This window comes from Pedobacter sp. PACM 27299, assembly GCF_001412655.1.
In the GTDB taxonomy this organism is placed as follows: domain Bacteria; phylum Bacteroidota; class Bacteroidia; order Sphingobacteriales; family Sphingobacteriaceae; genus Pedobacter.
In genome coordinates, this window is the sequence record NZ_CP012996.1 from 5,287,109 (window position 1) to 5,310,982 (window position 23,874).

The window sequence follows — 23,874 nt, forward strand, 5'->3', positions numbered from 1 at the left end:
TGTTCTACCTTTTAATAAATAACCAACCTTTAAACGGTGTTGTCGTACCCGATTTCTCTCTTCTCAAAATCAGGTAATAGTAAGTACCCTCATTTAACTGACTACCATTCCAATCGTTGTTATAGTTGTCGGAGCGGTACACCTCATTTCCCCATCTGTTAAAGATAGTGACCTGAGTTCCCGGATAATTCTCCAGTCCTTTGATTTTGAAAGTATCATTGCTGCCATCACCATTTGGCGTAATGATATTCGGAATAATGAAATCGGCATTGTCTACAGTTGTGGATACGGTGTTACTACTTACTTCCGGAGTTCCCGAAGTAGACAGCACCCTTGCCGTATTCTCCAGTTGTCCAGTAAATGATTTCGATACCGTACCTATAATTGTCAGCACAATTTTATTTGCTGTTCCTGCCGGAAGATCTGCTTTCAGCGTTACATTACTACCTGTACCTGTATCACCGGAAAGAATCTTTCCAGTACCAACTGCTTCTGATGTCCATTTTACATTTTGAATAGCTGAAGGTACTAAATCCGTGATCGTTAAATTATCCGCATTACTTAGGGAAGGATTTACTACTGTGACCACATAAGTAATGGTTTCACCAGATTTCAGTTGTGCCGGACCGGTTTTACTTATACTCAGCATTGGCGTTTTAGTTACTATAGTTTCTGCTGGTGGCGTTACTACTGGCGGAATGCCCGGTTCTATTGGTTTTGCAGTTGCGATATTACTCAGTGTTCCTGCGAAACCTGCATTCACCGTACCAGTTACCGTAATGGTTATTTTATTATTGGTACCAGTTGCGATATCTCCTGTTACTGCCACCGCATTGCCTGTTCCGGTTGCACCCGCGGTTACTGCGGCCGTTCCAGCAGTGGTTGCTGTCCATTTCACATTGGTAATATCTGCAGGTACGTTATCGGTGATCAACGTTCCTTTTGCATTACTCAATCCTGTATTTCCAACTTCAATTACATAGGTAATATTTGCACCTGCAGTGATCGCAGCCGGACCGGTTTTCTTAATGGTCACTGATGGCTGTGCAACGGTCACCGTGGTTACCGGCGGCGTTACTACCGGCGGATTACCCGGTTCTATTGGCGTTACTGTAGCTGTATTACTCAATGTACCCAGATAAGCGGCATCTACTTTTCCGCTCAGATTGATCACTACACCATCACTGGCACCTGCAGGAATCGTTGCTGTTACGCTTAACGCATTTCCTGTTCCTGTTAGTCCTTTGCTGATGGTTGCTGCTCCATTAGTCACAGCCGTCCAGGTTACCCCGGTTAATTGCGCAGGCACCACATCGCTGATGACTGCATTTTGTGCTGTACCCGGACCGTGGTTGATTACTGTAATCTGGTAATTCATCAGGCCACCGGCAGTCACTGTTGCAGCTCCTGTTTTAGTGATTTTAAGCGCCGAAAGGCTGGTTACCGTTGTACTCACTTGTGCATTAATCACTGGTTTATTCGGATCTGCAGGCGTTAATGTGGCTTTATTAATCAGCGTTCCGGCATAAGTAGGATTTACCTTACCGCTGATGTTGACCAGGATGCTGCTATTTGCAGGAACATTAGCTGTTAGTGCTACTGTATTCACATTACCCGTAGCTCCTGAGCTGATGGTCGATCCATTGATCAGACTGGTTGTCCAGGCAACATTCGTTACCGCAGGATCCACTACATCGGAAACTTTAACACCTATGGCATCTGATGGTCCGTCATTTTTAATGGTCAATGTATAGTTGATGGCTTCCCCTGAATTTAAAGTACCAGGCCCACTTTTCACCAGACTTAAGCTTGCATTATTGACAATACCGGTCGTTACTGTATTAGAAGGAACTGTTGGATTACCTGGTTCTGATGGCTTAATTGTAGCGGTATTGCTGATATTTCCTACTGCTGTACTTCCCGGAACCAATCCGCTGATATTTACAGTAACGGTTCCATTTCCGGCTGGAAGATCTGCTGTTACTAGTACATTATTACCTTGTCCTGTTGCACCTGAATTGATGACTGCAGCACCTGAAACAATTGTTGTCCAGCTTACATTGGTCAATTGAGCAGGGATCACATCGGCAATCTCTGCATTTAGGGCATTACCCGGACCAGCGTTATTAATCGTCAGTGTATAACTCACCGTTTTACCAGCTTCAATGCTATTCGGTCCTGTTTTCACGATTTTCAGTGCCGATTTATTCAGGACATTCGTGGTTACCGGAGGGGAAGTCACTGGAGGATTACCAGGTTCTGAAGGCGTTACTGTAGCTGTGTTGAGGATTGGTCCACTGAAACCAGCATCGATTGTACCATTGATGGTAATCGTTACCTCTGCGTTTACACCTGCAGGAACATCTGCATTTACGGCTACTGTATTTCCTGTTCCACTGGCTCCGGAGTTGATCACTGCATTACCTGTTGCCGCAGCAGTCCAGCTTACCCCTTTAATACCTGCCGGCACTACATCCATGATCTGTGCCTGACTTGCATTACTCAATCCATTGTTGCGTACTTTGATGGTGTAAGTGATTGCGGAGCCGGAAATTCCATCCTGAGGACCAGCTTTGCTGATTGTTAATCCAGAAACAGAACTGATTACTGTTTTCACTTCGCTGGTATTGTTCGCCAAGTTAAAGTCGACCATATTTACCGGTAAAGTTACCGCAGCGATGTTACTGATATTTCCAGAAGGTACATTGGCGTTCACCGTACCATTCACTGTTATCAATACATAATTAGCTGCACCAACTGGCACATCCGCATTTACTGATACTGCATTCGTGGTACCTGTTGTTGGTCCATTCACACTGGCATTACCCACCGCTTGTGCCGTCCAGCTGAGTTGTCCGATTTGCAATGGAACATTGTCTTTGATGGTCAATCCGACTACATCTCTTGGTCCCTGATTCGTTACTTTAATGGTATACGTAATTGCAGACCCGGAGATCACTGCCTGTGGACCAGATTTTTCGATCTTAACATCTGTTGACTGATTCACGGCAGTCACTACAGAACTTGTGCGTTCTCCGTTGGCAGTTACAGTAACCGTATTTGTAAACACGGCATTGGCTGTAGTCTTTACGGTTCCCGTTACGGTAATCAGCACCGTAGTATTCACATTGCCATCGGCAGGAATATTTGCGGAAGTCACGATCGAATTGGTCGTACCTGAGCTTGCTCCATTTAGTGTTGCTCCACCTGTAACCGTAGCACTCCAGCTCGTTACAGCTACATCAGCAGGCACCGGATCGGATATCATTGCATTTAAAATATCTCCTGCACCACCGTTTCTAACTACAATTGTATATTGAATTGGATCGCCAATATTTACTGTTGCCGGACCGCTTTTCGAGACTTTCAGTACCGGATCATTGTTAATGATCGTTGGTACCGTACTTGTATTTGAACTCAGGTCTGGATCAATGATCAGGCTGCCCGAAGGGAAATTAGCGGTTGCCGTATTCGTGAACACTGTTTTATCTAAATTATTTGCTTTTACTTTTCCGATGATACTGATTTCGATGATACCTGTTCCTGAAGGAATACTTCCAGTGAGGCTAAGGTCTCCTGTTCCTGAAGCCTGGCTCAGCGTTGCTCCACCTTGAAGTGTACTTGTCCAGGTTGCTCCAGCTTCCAGATTCGGCGGAATCACATCATTGATCAGCACGCCAATCGCATCACTTGGACCATCATTTACGATGCGTAAGTTGTAAGTCATCATTTCTCCAACTCCAATATCGGCAGGACCTGATTTACTGATTCTCACATTTGCTATTTTACTGATGGAAGTTGTTACGGTACTGCTTCCTGGTGTTGGGTCTGTTACTCCAGCTTCCGGCGTTGCTGTTGCGGTATTGATCAGACTGGTTCCTGCAAAGTTTGCATTCACTTTTCCATTGACCACAATCTGTACGTTTGCCGTTCCGGCTGGGATTGCTGCGGTTACACTTACATTGCCAATTCCATTGGCTGGGCCACTGATGACCGCGCCATTTTGGCTGGTCGCCGTCCAGTTCAGTACTGTAAAACCAACTGGAAGATTGTCGGTAATCGTTGCAGCAGTCACATTACTTGGACCTGCATTTTTCACATTAATCGTATAACTGATGTCTGAACCTGCAACAACTGCGGCAGGTCCTGTTTTAGTGATTTGCAGATCTGCAGTTTTAACCACACTTGTGGTTACTTCTTCAGAAGGTACTGGTGGATTTCCAGGTTCTGCAGGGGTAGCGATAAAGCTATTTTTCAGTGTTGCACCGGTATAACCTGGGTCTACCAATCCTGTAATCAACACAGTTATTGAATTACCTGCACCTGCTGGAATGTTCACACTTGGGTTCACTGTATTTCCATTTCCCGTACCATTTGCAGCTATGCTTGCGGTACCAGCAGCATTGGTAGTCCAGCTTACATTGGTAATTCCTGCAGGAACCACATCACTGATTGCCAGGTTAAGGGCATCGCCTGGGCCATCATTATAAACCTGTAGGGTATAGTTGATGTTTTCACCGGCAGCAACCGAGGTTACTGCAGATTTCAGGGCTCTGATACTGACCTTATGGTCTACTGTAGTGGTAATGGTATTTGAAGTTACCGGAGGATTACCTGGTTCCGACGGTGTAGCAGTAGCCACATTTGTGAGCGAACCTGCCGCCGCCGAAGCTGGCACTTTTCCGTTAATGGTTACTAAAATCGCATTCGCGGCACCTGCAGGAATATCAGCGGTTAGCAGTACATTGTTACCTGTACCATTTGCGCCTGTTAATACTGAAGCTGTTCCTTGTGTGGCCACCGACCAGGTTACGCCCGTCAAGCCTGCTGGCACTGCATCAGTAATGCTCAGGTTACGTGCATCCGAAGGACCATTATTTCCTGCCAGCAAGGTATAAGTAACCGTCTGACCTGCTGAAATTTGTGAAGGACCTGTTTTAATCAGACTCACTGAGGATGCAGATTTTAAAGTAGTCGTTACTGTTGAACTTGCAGGAAGCGTTCCGCTTTCTGAAGGTGTAATCGTTGCTTTATTAACCAGGTCTGCTGTTGCAGCCGGGTTGACCGTTCCTTTAATCGTGACCAGTATCATATTGGCTGCACCTGCAGGAACATGTACATTCATAGATAAGTTATTCGTATTTCCTGTTGCACCGCTCACAATACTTGCCGCTCCTTGTGCCACTGCGGTCCAGCTAACCCCTGTAATATTTGCAGGGATGGCATCCGTGATAGTGGCATTGTTGGCATTGGCTTTTCCAGTATTGCTGATACTCAGCGTATAAATGATCTCCTGACCTGCAGCAATTGTATTAGGTCCGTTTTTCGCAATGGCCAATACTGGCGTCTTGCTGACAATGGCCGTAGTTGAAGCATTTACGGGAACCGTATTCGGCTCTGCTGGGGTAGCCACTGCAGTATTGCTTATGTTGCCATTGTACGAAGGATCAACTGTTCCTTTTACCGTAATGGTAATCAGGTTATTTGTTCCTGTAGGAATATCCCCTTTTAAAATCAAGACGTTTCCTGTACCGCTGGCACCAGTATTGATTACCGCAGTTCCGGAAGCCGCACTTGTCCAGCTTACATTGCTCAGCAATGCAGGTATTGCATCTGTAATGGTCAGTCCGGCTGCATTACTCAATCCAGTATTTCCTGCAACAATTGTATAAGTAATTTCTGATCCGGAGATGACCGCAGCAGGACCTGTTTTAACCAGTGTAATTCCTGGTTTGGCATCTACTGCCGTTTGTACTGGCGGTGTAATTACATTAGGGAAATTAATTAATGGTACTGCAATAGAGGCCGCATTTTCCAGTGTTCCGGAGAAAGCAGGGTTCACTGTTCCTTTTAAAGTAATTGTGATTTTATTGCTGACATTACCTGCCGGAATATTCGCGGTTAGTACCAGGAAGTTACCTGTTCCTGTACCACCGCTAAGAATCGATGCTGTTCCTCCTGCAACTGAGGTCCAACTTACATTCTGCAATGCAGCAGGCACATCATCCACTATGGTTACTCCGGAAGCATTACTCAATCCGTTGTTTACCGCAGTAATTATATAAGTTACCTCTGCTCCTGCCGTAGCTGTAGGCTGTCCGGTTTTAGTGATCACTACAATTGGTTTCTGATCGATATTGGTTTCTACAGGGTTACTATTTACAGGAACAATACCTGGTTCTGCAGGCGTTGCAATGGCCATATTGACCAATTTACCTTGCGCTGCCGGATTGATCGTTCCAGTAATACTGATGCTGATCTTATTCGCTGCACCAGCAGGGATATTTGCGTTCAGCACTACATTTCCAGTACCAGATACTGCACCATTGATGGTACTGGTTCCTGCTGTACTAGCCGTCCAGGCGACCCCGGTAATTGCCGGATCAATCTGATCGGTTATGTTTAGGTTTTTCGCATTACTCAAACCAGTATTACTTACTTCTACTACATAAGTGATGGTACCACCGGCAGTAGCTGATGCAGGGCCTGTTTTATTGACTACAATTACCGGCACCTGGTTCACTACCGTTTCCACTGGCGGCGTTACCACTGGTGGAACTCCTGGTTCTTCAGGTGTAGCAGTTGCCGAATTGCTCAATGTCCCTGCAAATGCCTGGTCCACTGTACCTGTGATGGTAATCGTTATTTTATTAGCCGCACCAGCTGGGATATTTCCTTTAACCAGTACTGCATTTCCAGTGCCCTGATTACCGCTGATGATGCTGCTGCCACCAACGATACTGCTGGTCCAGCTTACATTTTTAATATTTGAATTTACTGCATCTGAAATGACCAGATTACTGGCATCACTTAATCCTGTATTATTCGCTTCAATGGTATAACTGATTTGTCCGCCAGCTGTAACTGTTGCCGAACCTGTTTTACTGATATTGATTTCAGGCTGTTTGGTCACCACGGTTTCTACTGGTGGGGTGACCAATGGTGGATTCCCTGGATCTGCCGGAGTTACTGTAGCGATGTTACTTAACGTACCTGCATAAGAAGCCAGGATGGTTCCGGTTACTTCAATCACGACTTCGTTTTGCTGACCTGCAGGAATGTTGGCTTTCACACGTAAAGTGTTGCCTGTTCCCTGTGCCCCTTCTGTAATCACTGCAGCTCCCAGTCCAGTTGCTGTCCAGCTTACGTTTTGCAGCGGTACCGGAATCGCATCCGTAATCAAGGCATTTAGTGCAGTACTCGGTCCGTTATTGATCACCTTAATCTGGTAAGTCATCACCTGGCCTGCAACTGCGGTATTGACCGCACTTTTACCAATCTGTAGATTCGTTAATTTACTGACTTCTGTAACCGCCACTGCATTTACAGGCTGTTCGCCTGGTTCCTGCGGGCTCAACAATGCAGTATTGGTAAGTGTTCCTGTGAATAAAGGATCTACTGTACCCTTCACATTTACCAGGATCGTTCCGTTCAATGGAATATCAGCCGTTAAGTCGATATTATTTCCAGATCCTGTACTTCCATTGGTAATTGCAGTGCCACCAGTTACCGTACTCGTCCAGCTCACATTTTTGATGTCTGCCGGAACCGCATCTGTTAACCTTGTTGCAATAGAATTTGAAGGACCTGTATTTTTAATGGCTAGTGTATAAGTGATGTTCTCTCCTGCATTTAAGGTTGGAGGGCCTGATTTGGTTAAGCTCAGGGTCACATCTTTTACAATTCCAGTAGTCACTTCATTAGAAGTAACCGGTGGATTATTTACATCAGGAATTGCGGGTGCTATTGAGGCCGTATTGCTTACCGTAGACAACTGGCTGTTTGCCGGAACATCTGCCAGGATCGTAACTATCAGATTTCCTGAGCCTGCTAAGAAATTAGCAGTCAGTGATACCGGATTTACATTTCCTGTTGCACCTGCAGTTACTACTGCACCAGTAGTAGCTGCCGTAGTCCAGCGCACATTAGTCAAGCCTGCAGGAATCTGATCAGTGATGACCATGCCTACTGCATTACTTGGCCCGGCATTGCTTACTAATAACTGGTATTGAATTGTTGTTCCTGCAGCGACACTTGATGGCCCGGTTTTGACGATACTCAATGCTGATTTATTCGTGACGTTAGTCGTTACATTTTGGGAGGTTACCGGAGGATTGCCAGGCTCTGCAGGTGTTGCTACTGCATTGTTTAGCAGCGTACCTTGAAAGCTAGGGTCGATTGTTCCTTTGACCACAATGGCCACCTCATTTCCTGCACCTGCCGGAATATCCGCGGTTAGCGTAACCAGGTTATTTGCTCCTGCAGTTCCTGTTGCACCTGCAGTAATGCTGGCTGCTCCAATCTGACTAGAGGTCCAGGTTACATTTTTAACATTTGCAGGAACAGCATCAGTAATTACTGTACCTACCGCATTACTTGGACCGGCATTCGCTACGATAATCGTGTAGCTGATTTCAGCTCCGGCAACTGCATCTGCTGGTCCCATTTTACGAACCGATAATCCAGATTTTGAAGCCACCGTGGTGGAAGCAGTGCTGGTATTATTGGCCAGGTTAAAATCAGACACTCCTGCTGGAAGCGTCAAGGTTGCAACATTATTAATGGTAGTCAGATTCGTAGCTGGATCAACTATACCCTGAACATTAATTAAAATATAATTGGCAGGGTCTGCATCAATTGAGGCAGTAGTTTGGATGCCATTAGTCGTTCCAGTGGTTGCTCCGGTTATCGTTGCCGTTCCGAAAGCAGTAGCGGTCCAGCTTACATTTTGAATGACTGCTGGAATCACGTCTGAGATGCTCAGACCGGCCACATTGATCGGACCGTCATTACCTACTTTGATCTGGTAAGTAATTGGAGCACCTGCAAGAATACTTTGCGGTCCATTCTTCTCTATATAAACATCAGTAGAGGCGTTTAAGGCAGTCACCACCGCACTTTCTTTGATGCCATTTGCTTCTACAGTTACCGTATTGGTAAAGGTCGCTTCGGCAGTAGTTTTCACTATGCCCTGGATGGTCAAGAGGATAAGAGATGGATTGCCTCCAACCGTAGCTGGGATATCACCATAAGTGATCACGGCATTACCCGTACCAGAAGCCGTTCCATTCTGTACCCCTTCTATAGACGCCCCATTTGATGCCACTGCAGTCCAGCTGCTCACTGCCACTGAATTAGGCACCACATCGGTAATAGCCGCATCAGTGATGTCGCTCAATCCATTATTTTTAATTTCTATGGTATAAGTAATCGGATCGCCAATATTGATCTTGCTTGGTCCGCTTTTCGATACGGCTAAATTTGTTTCCACAGTTACGGCAGTAGTCACAGCGCTCGTATTAGAACCTGGATCAGGATCTGTAACCGAACTTCCCGGAGGGAATAGCGCAGTGGCTGTGTTTATAAAGGCTCCCGTAGCAGCCGGACTCACTGTTCCCTTAATGGTCACTTCTACTACCCCTGTTTTGGAAGGTATATTTGCGGCAAAAGCTACATCCCCGGTTCCAGTAACCGTATTGTTTACTGCTCCACCGTTTAATGCTGCTCCTGTTGTGGCTATAGCAGTCCAGGTTACATTGGTTACAGGAGTATTTTGAATAGAAGAAAGCAGATCTCTGATCAATACACCTGGAGCCAAGCTAGGTCCATCATTCACAATTCTTAAGGTATAAGTAATTGGCTGACCGGCAGTAATATTTGCCGGGCCAGATTTAGTAATTCTTACATTGGCAGATCGGCTAATCGCGGTTACCACTGTACTTGTTGCCGGCGTTGGATCTGTTACACCTGCTTCCGGAGTTGCAGTGGCGGTATTTGTCAACAGCGTTCCTGTAAAACCAGGATCAATTGTTCCGCTTACAATAATCGTTACCGTTCCAGAATTCGCAGGAATAGCTGCCAGCACGTTGATGTTATTTGTATTCCCAGAGGCTGGGTTAGAATTGATCACTGCACCATTTTGAGCTGTGGCAGTCCAGGTTACCCCTGTAATTCCTACAGGAACCTGATCCACAATAATCGCATTCGCGGAATTAGATGGCCCTGCATTGTTCACTGTAATTGTGTAACTGATCGTTCTTCCTGCAATCGCTGCTGCGGGACCTGTTTTTGAAATCTGCAGGTCTGCGGTTTTATTGATGAGAGTAGTGGTGGTATTTGAAGTTACGGTAGGATTTCCCGGTTCTAAAGGAGCAACGGTGAAGGTATTGACCAATTGTGTTCCTGTAAAATTAGGATCTACTTTACCGGTCACTGTTACCAGAATTACATTAGTGTTCCCTGCTGGGATATTAGCACGGATACTCAGGGAACTACCTGAGCCTGTTCCGCCAGAAATTACTGATGCAATTCCTGTAGCAGTAGTCGTCCAGTTGACATTCGTAATGCCGGCAGGCAGCTGATCTGCAATCAATAAGTTCTGCGCATCACTAGGACCGGTATTTTTTACTTCTAAAGTATAACTGATGTTCTCCCCTGCCGAAAGCACTGCTGTTGCAGATTTAACGGCAGCGATGGTCACTTTTTTATTAATAGTAGTGGTAATCGTATTTGAATTTACCGGAGGCACACCTGGTTCCGACGGACTAGCTTTAGCCACATTGCTGAAAGCAGTGGCTGTGGTATTTGATGGCACCAGACCAGTGATGGTCACCAGAATTCTATTCCCTGCACCCGCAGCGATGTTTCCAATAACGGTGACACTGCTGCCTGTACCAGTTGCGCCTGTAGTAATTGCTGCGCTACCTTCTGATACTGCGCTCCAGGATACGTTGGTTAATGGAACTGGAACGACATCGGTAATGTTCAGGTTAGTTGCATTCGAAGGGCCAGTATTGCCAGCAATCAGGGTATAAGTAACTATTTGACCGGCGGCGATCTGAGAAGGACCAGATTTAGAAATGGTAATTCCCGGAACCGATTGTAAAGTAGTGGTCACCGTAGAGCTTGATGGGTTAGCACCTGCTTCTGATGGGGTGACCGTAGCTGTATTGACTAAATTTCCTGTTGCAGCTGAATTCACATTTCCTTGTACATTTACCCTGATCACGTTTGTGACTCCTGCAGGGATATTGGCATTAAAGGTCAGGGCATTTGTATTTCCCGAAGCAGTACCTATAATTACTGCTGTACCTCCTGCATCGGCTACTGCCGTCCAACTTACATTGGTAATTCCTGCTGGAATCGCATCTGCAATCGTAGCATTTAAAGCATCTGCAGTTCCAGTATTGCCAATTGTTAAAGTATAGTTGATTTGCTGTCCCGCAGAAATCGTTGCAGGACCTGTTTTTTGTATGGCCAATACCGGTATTCTACTAATGGTGCTGGTACTTGTTGCTGTTTTAGCCACCGTTCCAGGTTCGGCTGGAGTAGCAGTAGCGGTATTGCTCAATGTTCCGTTAAATGATGTATTGACTTTACCTTTCACCGTAAGGGTAATGGTATTGCTGGCACCTGCCGGAAGGTCTGCATTCAGGCTGATTGCGTTTCCGCTTCCTGCAGCAGTACCATTTATTAAAGCGGTACCTCCTGCTATTGCCGACCAGGTTACTCCTCCTACAGTTGCAGGTACCTGATCTGTGATCACCAATGCTTTCGCATCCGATGCACTAAAGTTATTTACGGTAATGGTATAGGTAATATTTTGCCCGGCCACCAATGCGGCAGGTCCGGTTTTAGTAATGCTCAATTCTGGTGTACGCGTTGCAGTAGTCGTTACTGAAGAGCTTACTGGTGTTGCGGCACTTTCTGTAGGCGTAGCCGTAGCGGTATTTAAAATACTGCCGCTAAAGGCTGGGTCGACCGTCCCTCTAACAGTCAGGGTAATTTTATTGGCTGCTCCTGCTGGAATGTCTCCGGTTAGGGAAAGGTTATTTCCAATTCCGGTGGCCCCATTGTCTATCAATGCTGTTCCTCCAGTCGCAGCAGTCCAGGTTACATTTTTAATACTGGCAGGCACCACATCTGCGATGACTAAATCTACCGCATCCGAAACTCCGGTGTTGCCCACAGTTATCGTATAGGTAATCTGGTTACCAGCAGTAATTGTAGCCGGGCCCGTTTTCAGAATACTTAAGGCTGGCTGTCTAGTAGCAATACCTGTACTAGTTGCTGATTTCACTACCGTTCCCGGTTCTGCGGGTGTAGCTGTTGCGGTATTTGCCAAGGTACCTGAAAAAGCAGCACTCAAGGTTCCACTGATATTGATCACAATTTTATTGGCCGCTCCTGCTGGAAGATTTCCGGTGACGCTAACTGCATTAGCGGTTCCGTTTCCTGTCCCAATTACTGAGGCTGTTCCTTGTGTACTGGTGCTCCAGGTCACATTGCTCAGTTCGGCAGGCACTGCATCTGTGATGACTAAAGCTTGCGCATCCGCAGTGCTAGTATTGGTTACGGTAACCACGTAGCTGACCTGCTGACCGGCAACTAAGGTAGCTGCCCCTGTTTTAGTAATCGTTAATACTGGTGTACGACTCACCTGAGTAACCACGATAGAACTTGATGGGGTACCTCCAACTTCTGAAGGAGTCGCGATAGCCGTATTGCTAATTCTGCCGCTGAATGATGGATCAACAATACCATTGATCGTTACCAAAATTGCATTGGCTGCGCCTGTTGGTATATTTCCATTCAGACTGATGGCGTTATTTCCACTACCAGCATTTGGACCGATAATGGTTGCCGTACCTTGGACTGTTGCGTTCCAGGTTATGGTTTTTATACTGGCAGGTATCGCATCGGTGATACTTGCATTTAAGGCATCACTCAATCCGTTATTTGTAATTTTCAAGGTATAAGTAATTGCAGTTCCTGCCTGCGCATTGGATGGTCCGTTTTTCAGCATCACCAATCCAGATTTGCTGGAAACTGTAGTGACTACCGTATTGGAATTTACTGGCGGCACATTTTCTACAGGTGTTGCGGTTGCGGTATTACTGAAGCTTCCTGTTGCAGAAGGCAATACAGTTCCAGTCACATTGATGACTACTGTATTGGTTGAACCCGCAGGAATCGTTGCTGTAAAGCTGATGTTATTTCCGGTATTACTGGTGTTCCCTGTAAAGGTTGCTGTACCGGTTTTACTAACCGTCCAGTTCACATTATTAATTTGTGCAGGAATCAGGTCTTTAATGGCAGTACCAATGGCATCACTGGTACTTGTATTTTTGACAATAATTTTATAGGCGATGGCATCTCCTGCAATTACATTTGCCGGGCCGTCTTTCTCGATCACCAGTACTGGTTTTCTATCCACCGGACTGGTTACTGTAGAAGTTGCCCCATTCGGATCTGGAATAATTGGAGAAGTCACCGTAGCTGTATTTACCAGGTTACCGGAGTAATTGGCAGCAACGGTACCGTTCACATCAATAGTGATGCTGTTACCAGCACCGAAAGCCAGGTTACCTGTTATATTTACGGCATTCCCGGAAGAAATATTCTGAGTAATTGCAGCGGTCCCCATGGCATTGGCACTAATGGCCAATACGGAGATATCAGCAGGTACATTGTCTAGTAGTTTTAATCCAGTAGCATCACTTGGGCCATTATTGGTAGCTACAATGCGATAAACAATCGGTTGTCCGGCAACAAATGGCCCCGGAGTCACTACCGATTTCGTTACTTTAATATCTGCACTTCTGGTATAGGTGATCACGACTTCATCTGAAGAAGCGGTACAAGTACCGTTAGTTACTGTCCAGATTAAGGTTGCCGTGGTTCCTGGCGCGATAGTGACCAGCGTATTTGCTGCGGCTGGTGTGGCAATTGTTGCAGTGCTTCCTGCCTTAACAGTCCACACCCCGGTTCCTGACGTTGGCACATTAGCATTCATTGTGAATGCAGCACTATTATATTGAGTGATATCCGGACCTGCGTTGGCAGTGGTTGGATTATTGAAATTTGTCAGGGTTACGTTACTTACTGAAGACGGGCAAGCGCCGGCACTGATGGTCCAGGCTAGTGTTGCTGTATTTCCTTTTACGACAGTCGCCGTTGTATTTGCCTGATTAACATTCGCAATCACGGCTTGTCCAGACACTACTGACCATACGCCTATTCCTGAAACCGGTACATTTCCGTTCAGTTGGAATAAGTCTGTAGCACATTGCTGTTGGGTAGGCCCTGCATTCGAAGGGGTAGGGGCAAGATCTATATTGATAATCACTGGAATACTGATAGAAGTACATGAACCAGAAGTCACTGTCCTCCGGAATAGCGTCTTTTGAGACACAATCCCAGGAGTTAAATTAACAGTATTGCCACCTACCACGGTGAAAGTATTACCACCATCGATACTGCTTTCCCATTTGTAAACATAAGTTCCACTGCCACCAGAAGGTATTGAACCCGTAATTATACCAGGATCGGATGGTCCGCAATAAGCAGTTACTACTGGAGTAGTCAATACGTTTCCAGAAATGGCTGGAGTTACTGTAACGCCAACTACCGGACTGCTCACCGGACTACAGCCTGAAGCGGCTGAAATCACTGTTCTTCGGTAATAAGTAGTTTGTGTAATTGGGCTGCTCGCAGTATAACTGATTTGTGTAGCACCTGCAATGTCAGCAAAACCAGTAGTTGCACTAGTGGTACTGCTTTGCCATTGATAGGCATATATCTGATCTCCGCCGGCAGCAGGTGTTAATTCGTTGAACGTAGCCGGTGTACCACTCTGGCAGAATGCTTGCGCTGCACCGATTGTACCTGCAGTTAATACCGGATTTACAGTAAACTTGATGACGTTACTGATATTCGCTACTGTACAAGCTCCTGATGTAGCCAGGCGGCGATACCAGGTGGAAACGGTAATTGGTCCCGGATCATAATTCACTGCGGTTGCTAAAGCAATATTAGTATAAGTCACATTGTCCGTACTGAATTGCCATTGATAAGCTGGGTTTCCGGTGCCTCCAAGTGCTGCGGAACCAGTGATCAATCCAGGATCACCTGTCCCACAAAGAGACAGACTAGCTGGAGGAACAATCGTATTTGAACTGATGGCTGGCTGAACTGTCACAGTAACCACATTGCTAGTATTTAAGCAGGCGCCGCCAGTCACATTTCTACGATAAGCGGTAGATGCAGTTAATGCTGCAGGGGTATAATTTGCCTGGTTATTCGTACCAGATGCTGCGGTCCATGCGCCGCCATTTATGCTTTGCTCCCATCCATAGGTGTAAGTTCCTGATCCACCGTTTGGTGTTCCCCCCTGCAATACAGCAGGGACTATGCCAGAACAAATGGTCTGATTGGCAGTAATGGTATTTCCAGTTATTACAGGCTGAACGACCACGTTAATGGCGGTCATAGGCCCTTCACAACTGCCATTACTTTGAGTTACATAATAAATGGTCGTACCCGCGATAGTCGTATTTGGCGTTGGAGCAGTTGCACTTCCTGTTCCTCCAACAGGAACGGTATACCATTTTAAGTTTGTACCGGTTGCTGTTAATGGACTTGCGGTTGCTCCTACACAATAGTTTACAGTAACAGCAGCGGCAGTTGGTGCGGCTGGAATGGCATAAGTAAGCACATTCGCTGTATTGTTCGAAAGGTCTGAATCCAGTGCATATATTACAGTTGCCGTATTTGTCCATGGCCCTCCGGTTGTCGGGCCAACAGCTTTTAACGTAATCGGAGGATAAGCAAAGCCTGGAGCCAATGGATCAGCCAGTGCTCTGGTGAAACTATAAACCCCAGCAGATAAGCTAACCGTCCATCCCGTACCTGAAGGAGTACCTACTACAGTGAATCCAGCAGGAGCAATATAACGCACCGTAACTAGGCCAACTGTAGCAGTTGAACTCTGATTTGTGACCGTATAATTAAAGGTGTTCCCTCCCGGAACGTAACAGCTATTGTCTACTACACCTGAAATGGCTACATCCGCATTTTGTTTCAATACATTTGTTGACACCGTATAATAGTTATTTGTTAAATCCGTATCTGTAATTCCGGTTTGTGAAGGATCTATCCCAACGGAATTTTTCAGGATACTATTGCTATATGCGTTATTAATTGTCCCTTTTATGGTGAAAGTACTGGTGGTATTGGCAGCCATATTCAAAGTAGCATTAAATGGATTGGTTCCACCTGCAACTACTGTCCCATTGGTATAACCAGGAGCCGTATTTCCTGCATTCCCATTGTTACTGAAACTGATGCTATTAATGGTAAAGTCTGCTGATGTAAGAATGGCGTTGTTTGAATTTCTTATGGTATCTGCCAGTTTCAAATTAGCAATTCCAGCTGGCGTAGAGTTGGTTACATTCACAGTATAGGTTACATCCTGACCAGAAATCGCACTTGCCTTATCGACTGCTTTATCTACCCTAACCCCGCCTGGAGTTGTGATGATTACATTCCTCACCTCATGGTTATTTACAAAACCACCTGTTGATCCAGCAAAACCTAACTTTAGATTTGCTGGTGGCACTGTGGTCATCACATAAGGACCCAAAATAGTAGCAAAATTCCCAGTTAGCGTAGTTTTTAGCTTTACTGTGATTTGGTATTTGCCTATATTTACTCCCGTTGTTATTGGTATAATCTCTATTTGGACCCTTCTATAAAATACAGTAGGATCTGGTCTCGTAGCTACAGCAGTAGGGTAATCTACTCCACCTGCAATCACTGCACTGGTCAAATATTTATAATTTTCTGCTTCGGAGCCTCTCATCGAAATCCTATCAGGCCATAATGTACCTGCATTAGCATCTACCCCGCCTGTTCTTCCTTCTCCGGGATTGGAGAAATTTCCATATTCATCCAAGCCAATACCGACATAACCACCCACTACTCCTGCACTTGTATTTGCCCCTCCTACGATTGGTGCATAACCTAATGACCCCCCTCTTCCGCCTATAGAGTTGGCTTTTGAGGCATCATAAAGAAATACAGAAAATCCATCCGCAGGAGAATTATTCACTACGATTCTTCGCCAGTCGGTATATTCAAAATCGACCAAAACACCTAATGTGGAAGGAAAGGATTGATTTACATAACCATATCCAAGTTTATTTGTAGAATCTGGTGTCAGTCGCAGCCAACCACTACCTACCGGATCTTCCTTTCCTGAAGTCAGTTTAGCATTACCGCCAATGGTGATATTACCCGTAGAATTACCTTTAAAATTTTCCGTAATTGTAAACTGAGCATTTGCCTGCTGGCCGAAAACAATCAGCAGTAGCAAACAGACCAAAAATTTCATTTGATTAGCGAAGAATGGTAAAATCAACGAAAATGTTGTTTCTAGAAATTTGGATACAGAAGATCCTCGGGCAGAAGCCGAATTGAGAGGTAATTTTGTAATCATAAGGATGGATATAATAAGTAAAGGTATTCTACGTTATTGACAACATTCATTGAAGCCTTTACAATCCACGTTCCACGTTAGGTAATTACACCTACTTCTTTAAAGGCGTTAATTCCCTAGTTGTCAGTTACAATATACAAAATTTTATCTTTTCTCTCAGCAATATCTAAGTCTATAATTATATCTTAAACAAGAAAGATTTAAATTATAAATTGATCAACTATCTGTGGAATTTTATAAATTCTAACTTAACCGCGCAATCAACCCATTTTAACTGGGTTTTTCGCATAAAAAAGCCGCGTAGAAAAAGGTAATTTTCTACGCGGCTTAATAAAAAAAATTAATTTCTAGTTTGCTGGTTTTTCAGTAGGTTCAGTCACTCTTGGACCTCTTTTATAAATCACCAGACCATTTAAAAAGTTTCTTAAAATCTGGTCGCCACATGGCTTAAAATTTGGGTGGTCATCGCTCCTGAAAAAGGAACCAAGCTCACTTTTCGTGATTTTGAAGTTCACTAATTCCATTATTTTGATGATATCATCATTTGTTAGCTCGAGTGCTACACGTAATTTTTTAAAAATATCGTTATTGCTCATTATTTAGAACTTTATGTATTAAATTCAGATCAGTAATTAAATATTACGATTTACATCGCTACTTCAATCTTCACCTTTTTGTTTTTAATTTTTTCATTATTTAAAGCAGCCAGTACCCTCCCTACCATGTTTCTTTTTACAGCCACATAAGAAGCGGTATCTTTCACTTCAATCAGTCCAACATCATCTTTTTCAAGACCACCTTTTTTAAGTAATAAACCAACGATGTCAATTTTATTAACCTTATCTTTTTTACCTGCAGCGATGTATAAAGTTTGCCACTGACTGTCTTTAGGCAGCGCAAAGCTACCTTTCAGGTTCTCCGTCTCTATATCTGCTTTCAGAAATGGGTACTTCTCATCATCAGCAATCACTAGGTAGGCCGTTCCTTTTGCATTCATACGGGCAGTACGTCCGTTACGGTGCAAGAACGCATCTTCTGTATATGGCAATTGGTAATGAATGATGTATTCTACCTCAGGAATATCCAGACCGCGTGAAGCCAGATCCGTTGTGATTAAGATTTTAATACTTCCATTTCTAAATTTCAGCAAGGCACGCTCACGCTCATCCTGCTCCATGCCACCGTGGAAAATATCGTGTGCCAAATCTTTGTCGATCAGCAAATCACTGATTCTGTCTACTGTTTCCCTATGGTTACAGAAAATCAAAGTAGTTTTATTTCCAATTTTACAGATCAATTGAAACAAGGTGTCCAATTTATCTGCTGCGGTAGTCAGCACCTTTTTCAGTTTTAAATCTGGTGCTACCTTTACATCTTTCAGAAAATCAATTTCCACCGGTTTTTTTACCCCTGTAAAATCAGGAATCTGATCCATTGCTGTAGCTGAGGTCAGGATTCTTTGTTTTAAAGAAAGTAATTTTGCAATGATATAGGCCATATCCTGTTGGAAACCGAATTCCAGTGCCTTATCGAACTCGTCTAACACTAAGGTGTGGATCGGAGATTCATCGAAATTTTCATGACGTAAATGATACGCTATTCTTCCCGGTGTACCAATTAATACCGCCGGTGGTTGTTCTAAATTATTTCGTTCTGTTTTAACAGGGTGCCCCCCGTAACAGCAGTTCACTTTAAAACCAGTTCCCATCTGCTTGAATACCTGCTCAATTTGTAAAGCAAGTTCACGAGAAGGTACCAGCACTAAAGCCTGCACTCCTTTTACATCTGCATTGAGGTTGTTCAATAGAGGAAACAAAAAGCCTAATGTTTTACCAGAACCTGTAGGTGCCAATAAAACCACGTCACTTCCTTTTCCGGTCGCCGCAAGTGATGCCTGCTGCATCTCGTTCAAAGAAGTAATTTTTAATTTCTCCAGTATCTTTTCTACCATAATGGCACAAAGATAAGGGAATTAAGCCTTAACCATTACTGTTAATGCTGCGAAATATAAAATTCGGATTAAACCTTCAGGTATTTTCTTCTCAAGTGCTTCATGGAGCTGTTCATCTTCCGATCCAGGGTCATCAGCATTTTCCCTCGTCTATAGATCCAGGAGGTCATTTTATGATTTGCTTTCTTTAGAGGTTCATAAACCTGCTCCTCAATTTTCTCACGATAATCAAAAGGAGCCATGCTTTGCTGTAGTAAATAAAACTCATTAATCAATTCTGCTTTCATAATGCTTATATTTAGATAAATAACCTGTTCTTCTATAGGAAACGACCCTTAGGGAAGAAATATTATAACAAAAATGAAAAGAAAGGGTTTTCATTTTTTGTCTTAAGGCAGCTGATTTTAAGTATTCTGAATCCTCTTGTAAAGCGCCAGCAGCTAGCTGTAAGACATCTTTCCACCCTTACTTAACCACACATAACACACAACCTGTTGAAAACTAAGTGTTTGTTGACAATTAAACCACATAGAATTAATGGTTATTTAATTTAATCCACTTATTTTTAAGAAACCTGAATACGGGTTGTTTATTTAACACCAATAACGTATGACCTGGAAGAAATTTAGCGGCGAAGTGATTCACACGTCGATTTTAGAAGAAGTAGAACAAGCCATCATCAGGGAGACCGAAAAAGGGTTCCACCTGAAGGTCTGTATCGGTACAGACTCACAGGTAAAAGGGCCCCTCACTGATTTTGCGACTGTCATTGTCCTGTTGAGGGAAAACCATGGAGGTTTCATGTACATCCATCAGGAAAAAACGCCACAGAAGATGAGCATCAAGGAAAGGATGCTGGTAGAGGTACAAAAATCTATTGAAACGGCCTATTCCGTTTGTGATTTACTGGACTTGTACGATGTGGATCTGGAGGTTCATGCAGACATCAATACCAATCCCATGTTTAAGTCTAACAAAGCTTTAAATGAGGCGATGGGTTACATTCTAAGTATGGGCTTTATCTTCAAGGCTAAGCCTGAAGCTTTTGCCAGTTCTACCTGTGCGGATAAAATGGTACACTAATTACCATTTTTGATTTTTTGTGCTTTGTACCGGAATCGCTTTTGCGGCAGGTTTAATTATTGGGGTATCCGCCAACATACCCTGCTTTAAATGAGCGGCAAACTCCTGTGCTTCTTTTGTCGTTGCTTTAAGGTAGGCAGTCCATTCTGCTGCATTTAATTTTCCCGGTTTTTGTTCTAATGGCAGTCCTATCGAAGTTGCAGGAACAAAATTACCATAACGATCCCGCTGATAAGGAATAAAGCAAAAATCAGTTAACCAAAAACGATATTTACCTTCTTTAAAATCCAGGTATAGCTGATAGCGAACTTCTCCGGAAGGGCGAGTCAATACAAAAGCTGTTTTATTGATGATGAATTTCCCTTTTCCGGTATAAAGGGAGTCCTTTTCCAGAAGGTTGACTTTAGGAGCTGACTCACTTTTAAAATATGCTTTCGCTAATTCAATGAGTTCTTCTTTTGTTTTCCCTTTTCGGATCATCACTTCATAATAGATGTATTTTCCTCTGTCGTCTAATGGCAGTTCTTCTTCAGTTTTTGCTGGAGCTCGCAATTGCTCTTTTTTTGTATTTTGTGGGGAGTAGATCTCCTTTTGATCCGATTTTTGTTTTTCTTTGAGTTCCTGCGCAAAAACGCCAGTCATTCCAACAAAAGACAACACTCCTATTGCAGCTAATTTCATAAGCACATTTTTAAAGAAGGGTAATTTAGTTAAAAAGGGAGAAGGCTGCTTAAAACAGCACGTAAAATCTGATTTAAACAACCTCCTATATTGATTTAACGAAGACTAAAAAGCATAAACCACTGCCAGAGAAAATTGCGAGGCATTTTTAGAAGGGTTAAGGTTCTTTTTCACAAACATTGGCGTAGATCCATCATCAAAACGAACCTCAGGAATAAAAGTAAGTCCGCCGGATTTCAGGTTAGCTGATAAAGTAAGCGCTGCAATGTGCTCATCGCTCTCCTCCCCTGTTCCTTTCCAATTAAAATATTCTCCCCTCAGTCCTAAAGAAAATGCAGAAGTAAATGCATTCTGTGCATACAATGCAGCTCCGGTATAACCTCCCCCATCATGGGTTACGGTGTAATCAGCGGCATTCAAACCCAATTTCACTTTTTCCGTCACCTGATAAGCCGTGGTTAAATCCAGGATTGTCCCTGTACCTACTGCTCCCGCTGATTTCCCAGACAATACATTCAGGTAAGCCGTCCAACCTTCTACCGGGCTTACTGTTAATTGCCCACCCACATGCGACACACCATTCAGGTCTTTGTACACATTCCAGTCGTTGAACAAGCCCAGCATCAAACTTACTTTACTTGAAAAAGCATAACTTCCTTTGATTCCTGCATTTTGAAAAGGCCCGCTTGTGAACAAGTACGAAGTCGAATAATTATAGTTTCCTGTTGGAGAGATCACTTCATAGCCAATAAATGTTCCCATATATCCAGCCGTTACTGTAAACTTATCTGTAAAAGCATAAGCGGCATATAAATTCTGAATGTGAAAGGAATTGTCGTCAGTTCCGTCTCCATTGATTAAAGATTGGTATTGTCCTCGTGGTCCAAAAGACAATTCACCAACAAATGAAGCTTTTCCTGTAGTCTTCTTTAGCGCCAGATCTATCATACCCAGGGAGATAGAGTTCTGGTCGCTGGCAAAGCTGGTTCCGATGTTAGGTTGTTTCGAAAAATCATACTTATAGTAGGTATCGACAGATCCGGAAATCTGCAAAGGTGCTTCCTGAGCATAAGAAAAGGAAGCGAAGGACAGTGATGCAGTGGTAAAAATTGATTTCAGTTTCATGGTTTGGTTGGTTTGAGGTATAGAATCAATAATGAGTTAAAGCATTTGTACTGGGGTAATATTACATAGGCAACCGTATTTTTAATGGTGATTTGCAAGGGACATGATTAATCAACGTTGTCGATTTCTACTCCTGTGGCGGCCACAATTAAAGTACCCTGGAAATATTTCTCATCATGCTGACTAGCATCCAGACCTGCTTCCTCTTCTTCAGAAGTCACACGGATTGGCTGAACAACATTGATTAGTTTGAAGATCAGGAAGGAAACGACGAAACTAAAAATCGCTACGATGAGCACACCTTTCAGCTGGGTAAAGAAAAATGCCGGGTTTCCATATAACAAGCCATCTACACCACCTGCATTTACTGTTTTTGTTGCAAATATGCCGGTCAGCAGCATTCCAACGATACCACCTACTCCATGACAAGGGAATACGTCTAATGTATCATCCAAACTGGTTTTTGATTTCCAAACTACCGCAAGGTTAGAGACTACTGCAGCTGCTGCTCCGATAAAAATACTGGAGGGAATGCTCACAAATCCAGCACCAGGTGTGATGGCGACCAAACCTACTACAGCACCGATACAGAAACCAAGTACGGAAGGCTTTTTACCTCTGGCTACATCGAAAAACATCCAGGATAATCCTGCTGCACCGGCAGCGATGTTGGTCGTTGCAAATGCAGAAACCGCTAAACTATTTGCGCCTAATGCAGAACCTGCATTAAAACCAAACCAGCCGAACCATAGCAAGCCAGTACCAATCAGTACATAAGGAATATTTGCTGGTGGAACTTCCTGATGGTCCTGGTGACTTCTTCTTCTTTTTAATACTAAGGCACCTGCTAAAGCAGCCATACCAGCAGAAATGTGTACGACGGTACCGCCAGCAAAATCGAGCACACCCATTTTAAACAGGATGCCTTCCGGATGCCATGTCCAATGTGCTAATGGGGAATAGACAAAGAGTGCAAACAGCACAATAAATAGGATGTATGAAGTGAAACGAATACGCTCAGCAACAGCGCCTACCACCAGGCCTGGAGTGATGATCGCAAACATCAATTGAAAAAGTGCAAATAAGGTTAAAGGTATGGTTGGCGCCAGGCTCCATGATGGTCCGGAGTTTACGCCCTGAAAGAACAAATAGGTCAATGGATTTCCGATTAATCCATGAATACTTTCACCAAAAGCCAGACTAAAGCTAACGGTTACCCATAAAACGCTGATCACTCCTGCGGCAACCACACTCTTGATCATCGTAGAAAGTACGTTTTTACGGTGAACCATACCTCCATAAAAGAATGCAAGACCTGGAGTCATCAAAAATACCAGAGCAGTAGCCACTAAAATGAATGCAATATCTGAAGAATTGTATTTTCCCTCATCAAAGTTCGGATGCAGGGGTACAAAAAGGGCTAAAATTGCAATTATTGCTAAAACTGCAAAAGGTCCCACCTGTTTTAATAAAATTTTGGCCATAACGCTCGGTTTTTAAGATTTAAATTTGATTTTTTTAGCTTATTTTTCATAAAACTAAGGAATAAATAGAATTATCCGAAATAAAAAGACAATAAAATAACAAAAACGTTGTATAAATTCTTAAAAAATCAATAAAAAACAAATAAAAGCACCAATAATTTAGGTTAATAAATTGAAAAATCACAAATACACAACAAAAGACTCATTTGAAATTGAAATATTCAAAATAAACAGCACTAAAAATAGAAAAACAGATAAAAATAAATTGATTT

At 43.7% G+C, this 23,874-nt stretch carries 8 protein-coding genes; 1 reads left to right on the top strand and 7 read right to left on the bottom strand.

Annotated elements, in window-relative coordinates; all coding sequences use genetic code 11:
- Window positions 1–4: 4 nt before the first annotated feature.
- The 4 genes from AQ505_RS26520 to AQ505_RS22225 all read right to left on the bottom strand — a co-directional run bounded on the left by AQ505_RS26520 (window position 5) and on the right by AQ505_RS22225 (window position 19,516).
- On the bottom strand, window positions 5–17,173 hold the full coding sequence (locus AQ505_RS26520; protein ID WP_062550192.1) for a gliding motility-associated C-terminal domain-containing protein: 17,169 nt from the start codon (window positions 17,171–17,173) through the stop codon (window positions 5–7).
- A gap of 452 nt (window positions 17,174–17,625) precedes the next feature.
- Window positions 17,626–17,874 (bottom strand): DUF1456 family protein, encoded by a 249-nt coding sequence (locus AQ505_RS22215; protein ID WP_062550193.1) that lies wholly within the window; start codon window positions 17,872–17,874, stop codon window positions 17,626–17,628.
- Between the two features lie 50 nt (window positions 17,875–17,924).
- Window positions 17,925–19,232, bottom strand: coding sequence for a DEAD/DEAH box helicase (locus AQ505_RS22220; protein WP_062550194.1), 1,308 nt, complete (start codon window positions 19,230–19,232; stop codon window positions 17,925–17,927).
- A 65-nt stretch (window positions 19,233–19,297) separates the two neighbouring features.
- On the bottom strand, window positions 19,298–19,516 hold the full coding sequence (locus AQ505_RS22225; RefSeq protein WP_062550195.1) for a hypothetical protein: 219 nt from the start codon (window positions 19,514–19,516) through the stop codon (window positions 19,298–19,300).
- Window positions 19,517–19,838: 322 nt separating this feature from the next.
- Between AQ505_RS22225 and AQ505_RS22230 the strand changes: the two genes are divergently transcribed.
- Window positions 19,839–20,312 (top strand): ribonuclease H-like YkuK family protein, encoded by a 474-nt coding sequence (locus AQ505_RS22230; RefSeq protein ID WP_062550196.1) that lies wholly within the window; start codon window positions 19,839–19,841, stop codon window positions 20,310–20,312.
- Here AQ505_RS22230 and AQ505_RS22235 read toward each other — a convergent pair whose 3' ends face one another.
- From AQ505_RS22235 to AQ505_RS22245, 3 genes are all read right to left on the bottom strand, one after another.
- Complete coding sequence (locus tag AQ505_RS22235; RefSeq protein ID WP_231634960.1) at window positions 20,313–20,993, bottom strand: DUF4468 domain-containing protein; 681 nt, start codon at window positions 20,991–20,993, stop codon at window positions 20,313–20,315.
- Window positions 20,994–21,098: 105 nt separating this feature from the next.
- A complete protein-coding gene (locus tag AQ505_RS22240) occupies window positions 21,099–22,118 on the bottom strand; it encodes a porin (RefSeq protein ID WP_062550197.1) in 1,020 nt (339 codons plus the stop codon).
- A gap of 107 nt (window positions 22,119–22,225) precedes the next feature.
- Window positions 22,226–23,602 (bottom strand): ammonium transporter, encoded by a 1,377-nt coding sequence (locus AQ505_RS22245; RefSeq protein WP_062550198.1) that lies wholly within the window; start codon window positions 23,600–23,602, stop codon window positions 22,226–22,228.
- Window positions 23,603–23,874 lie beyond the last annotated feature (272 nt).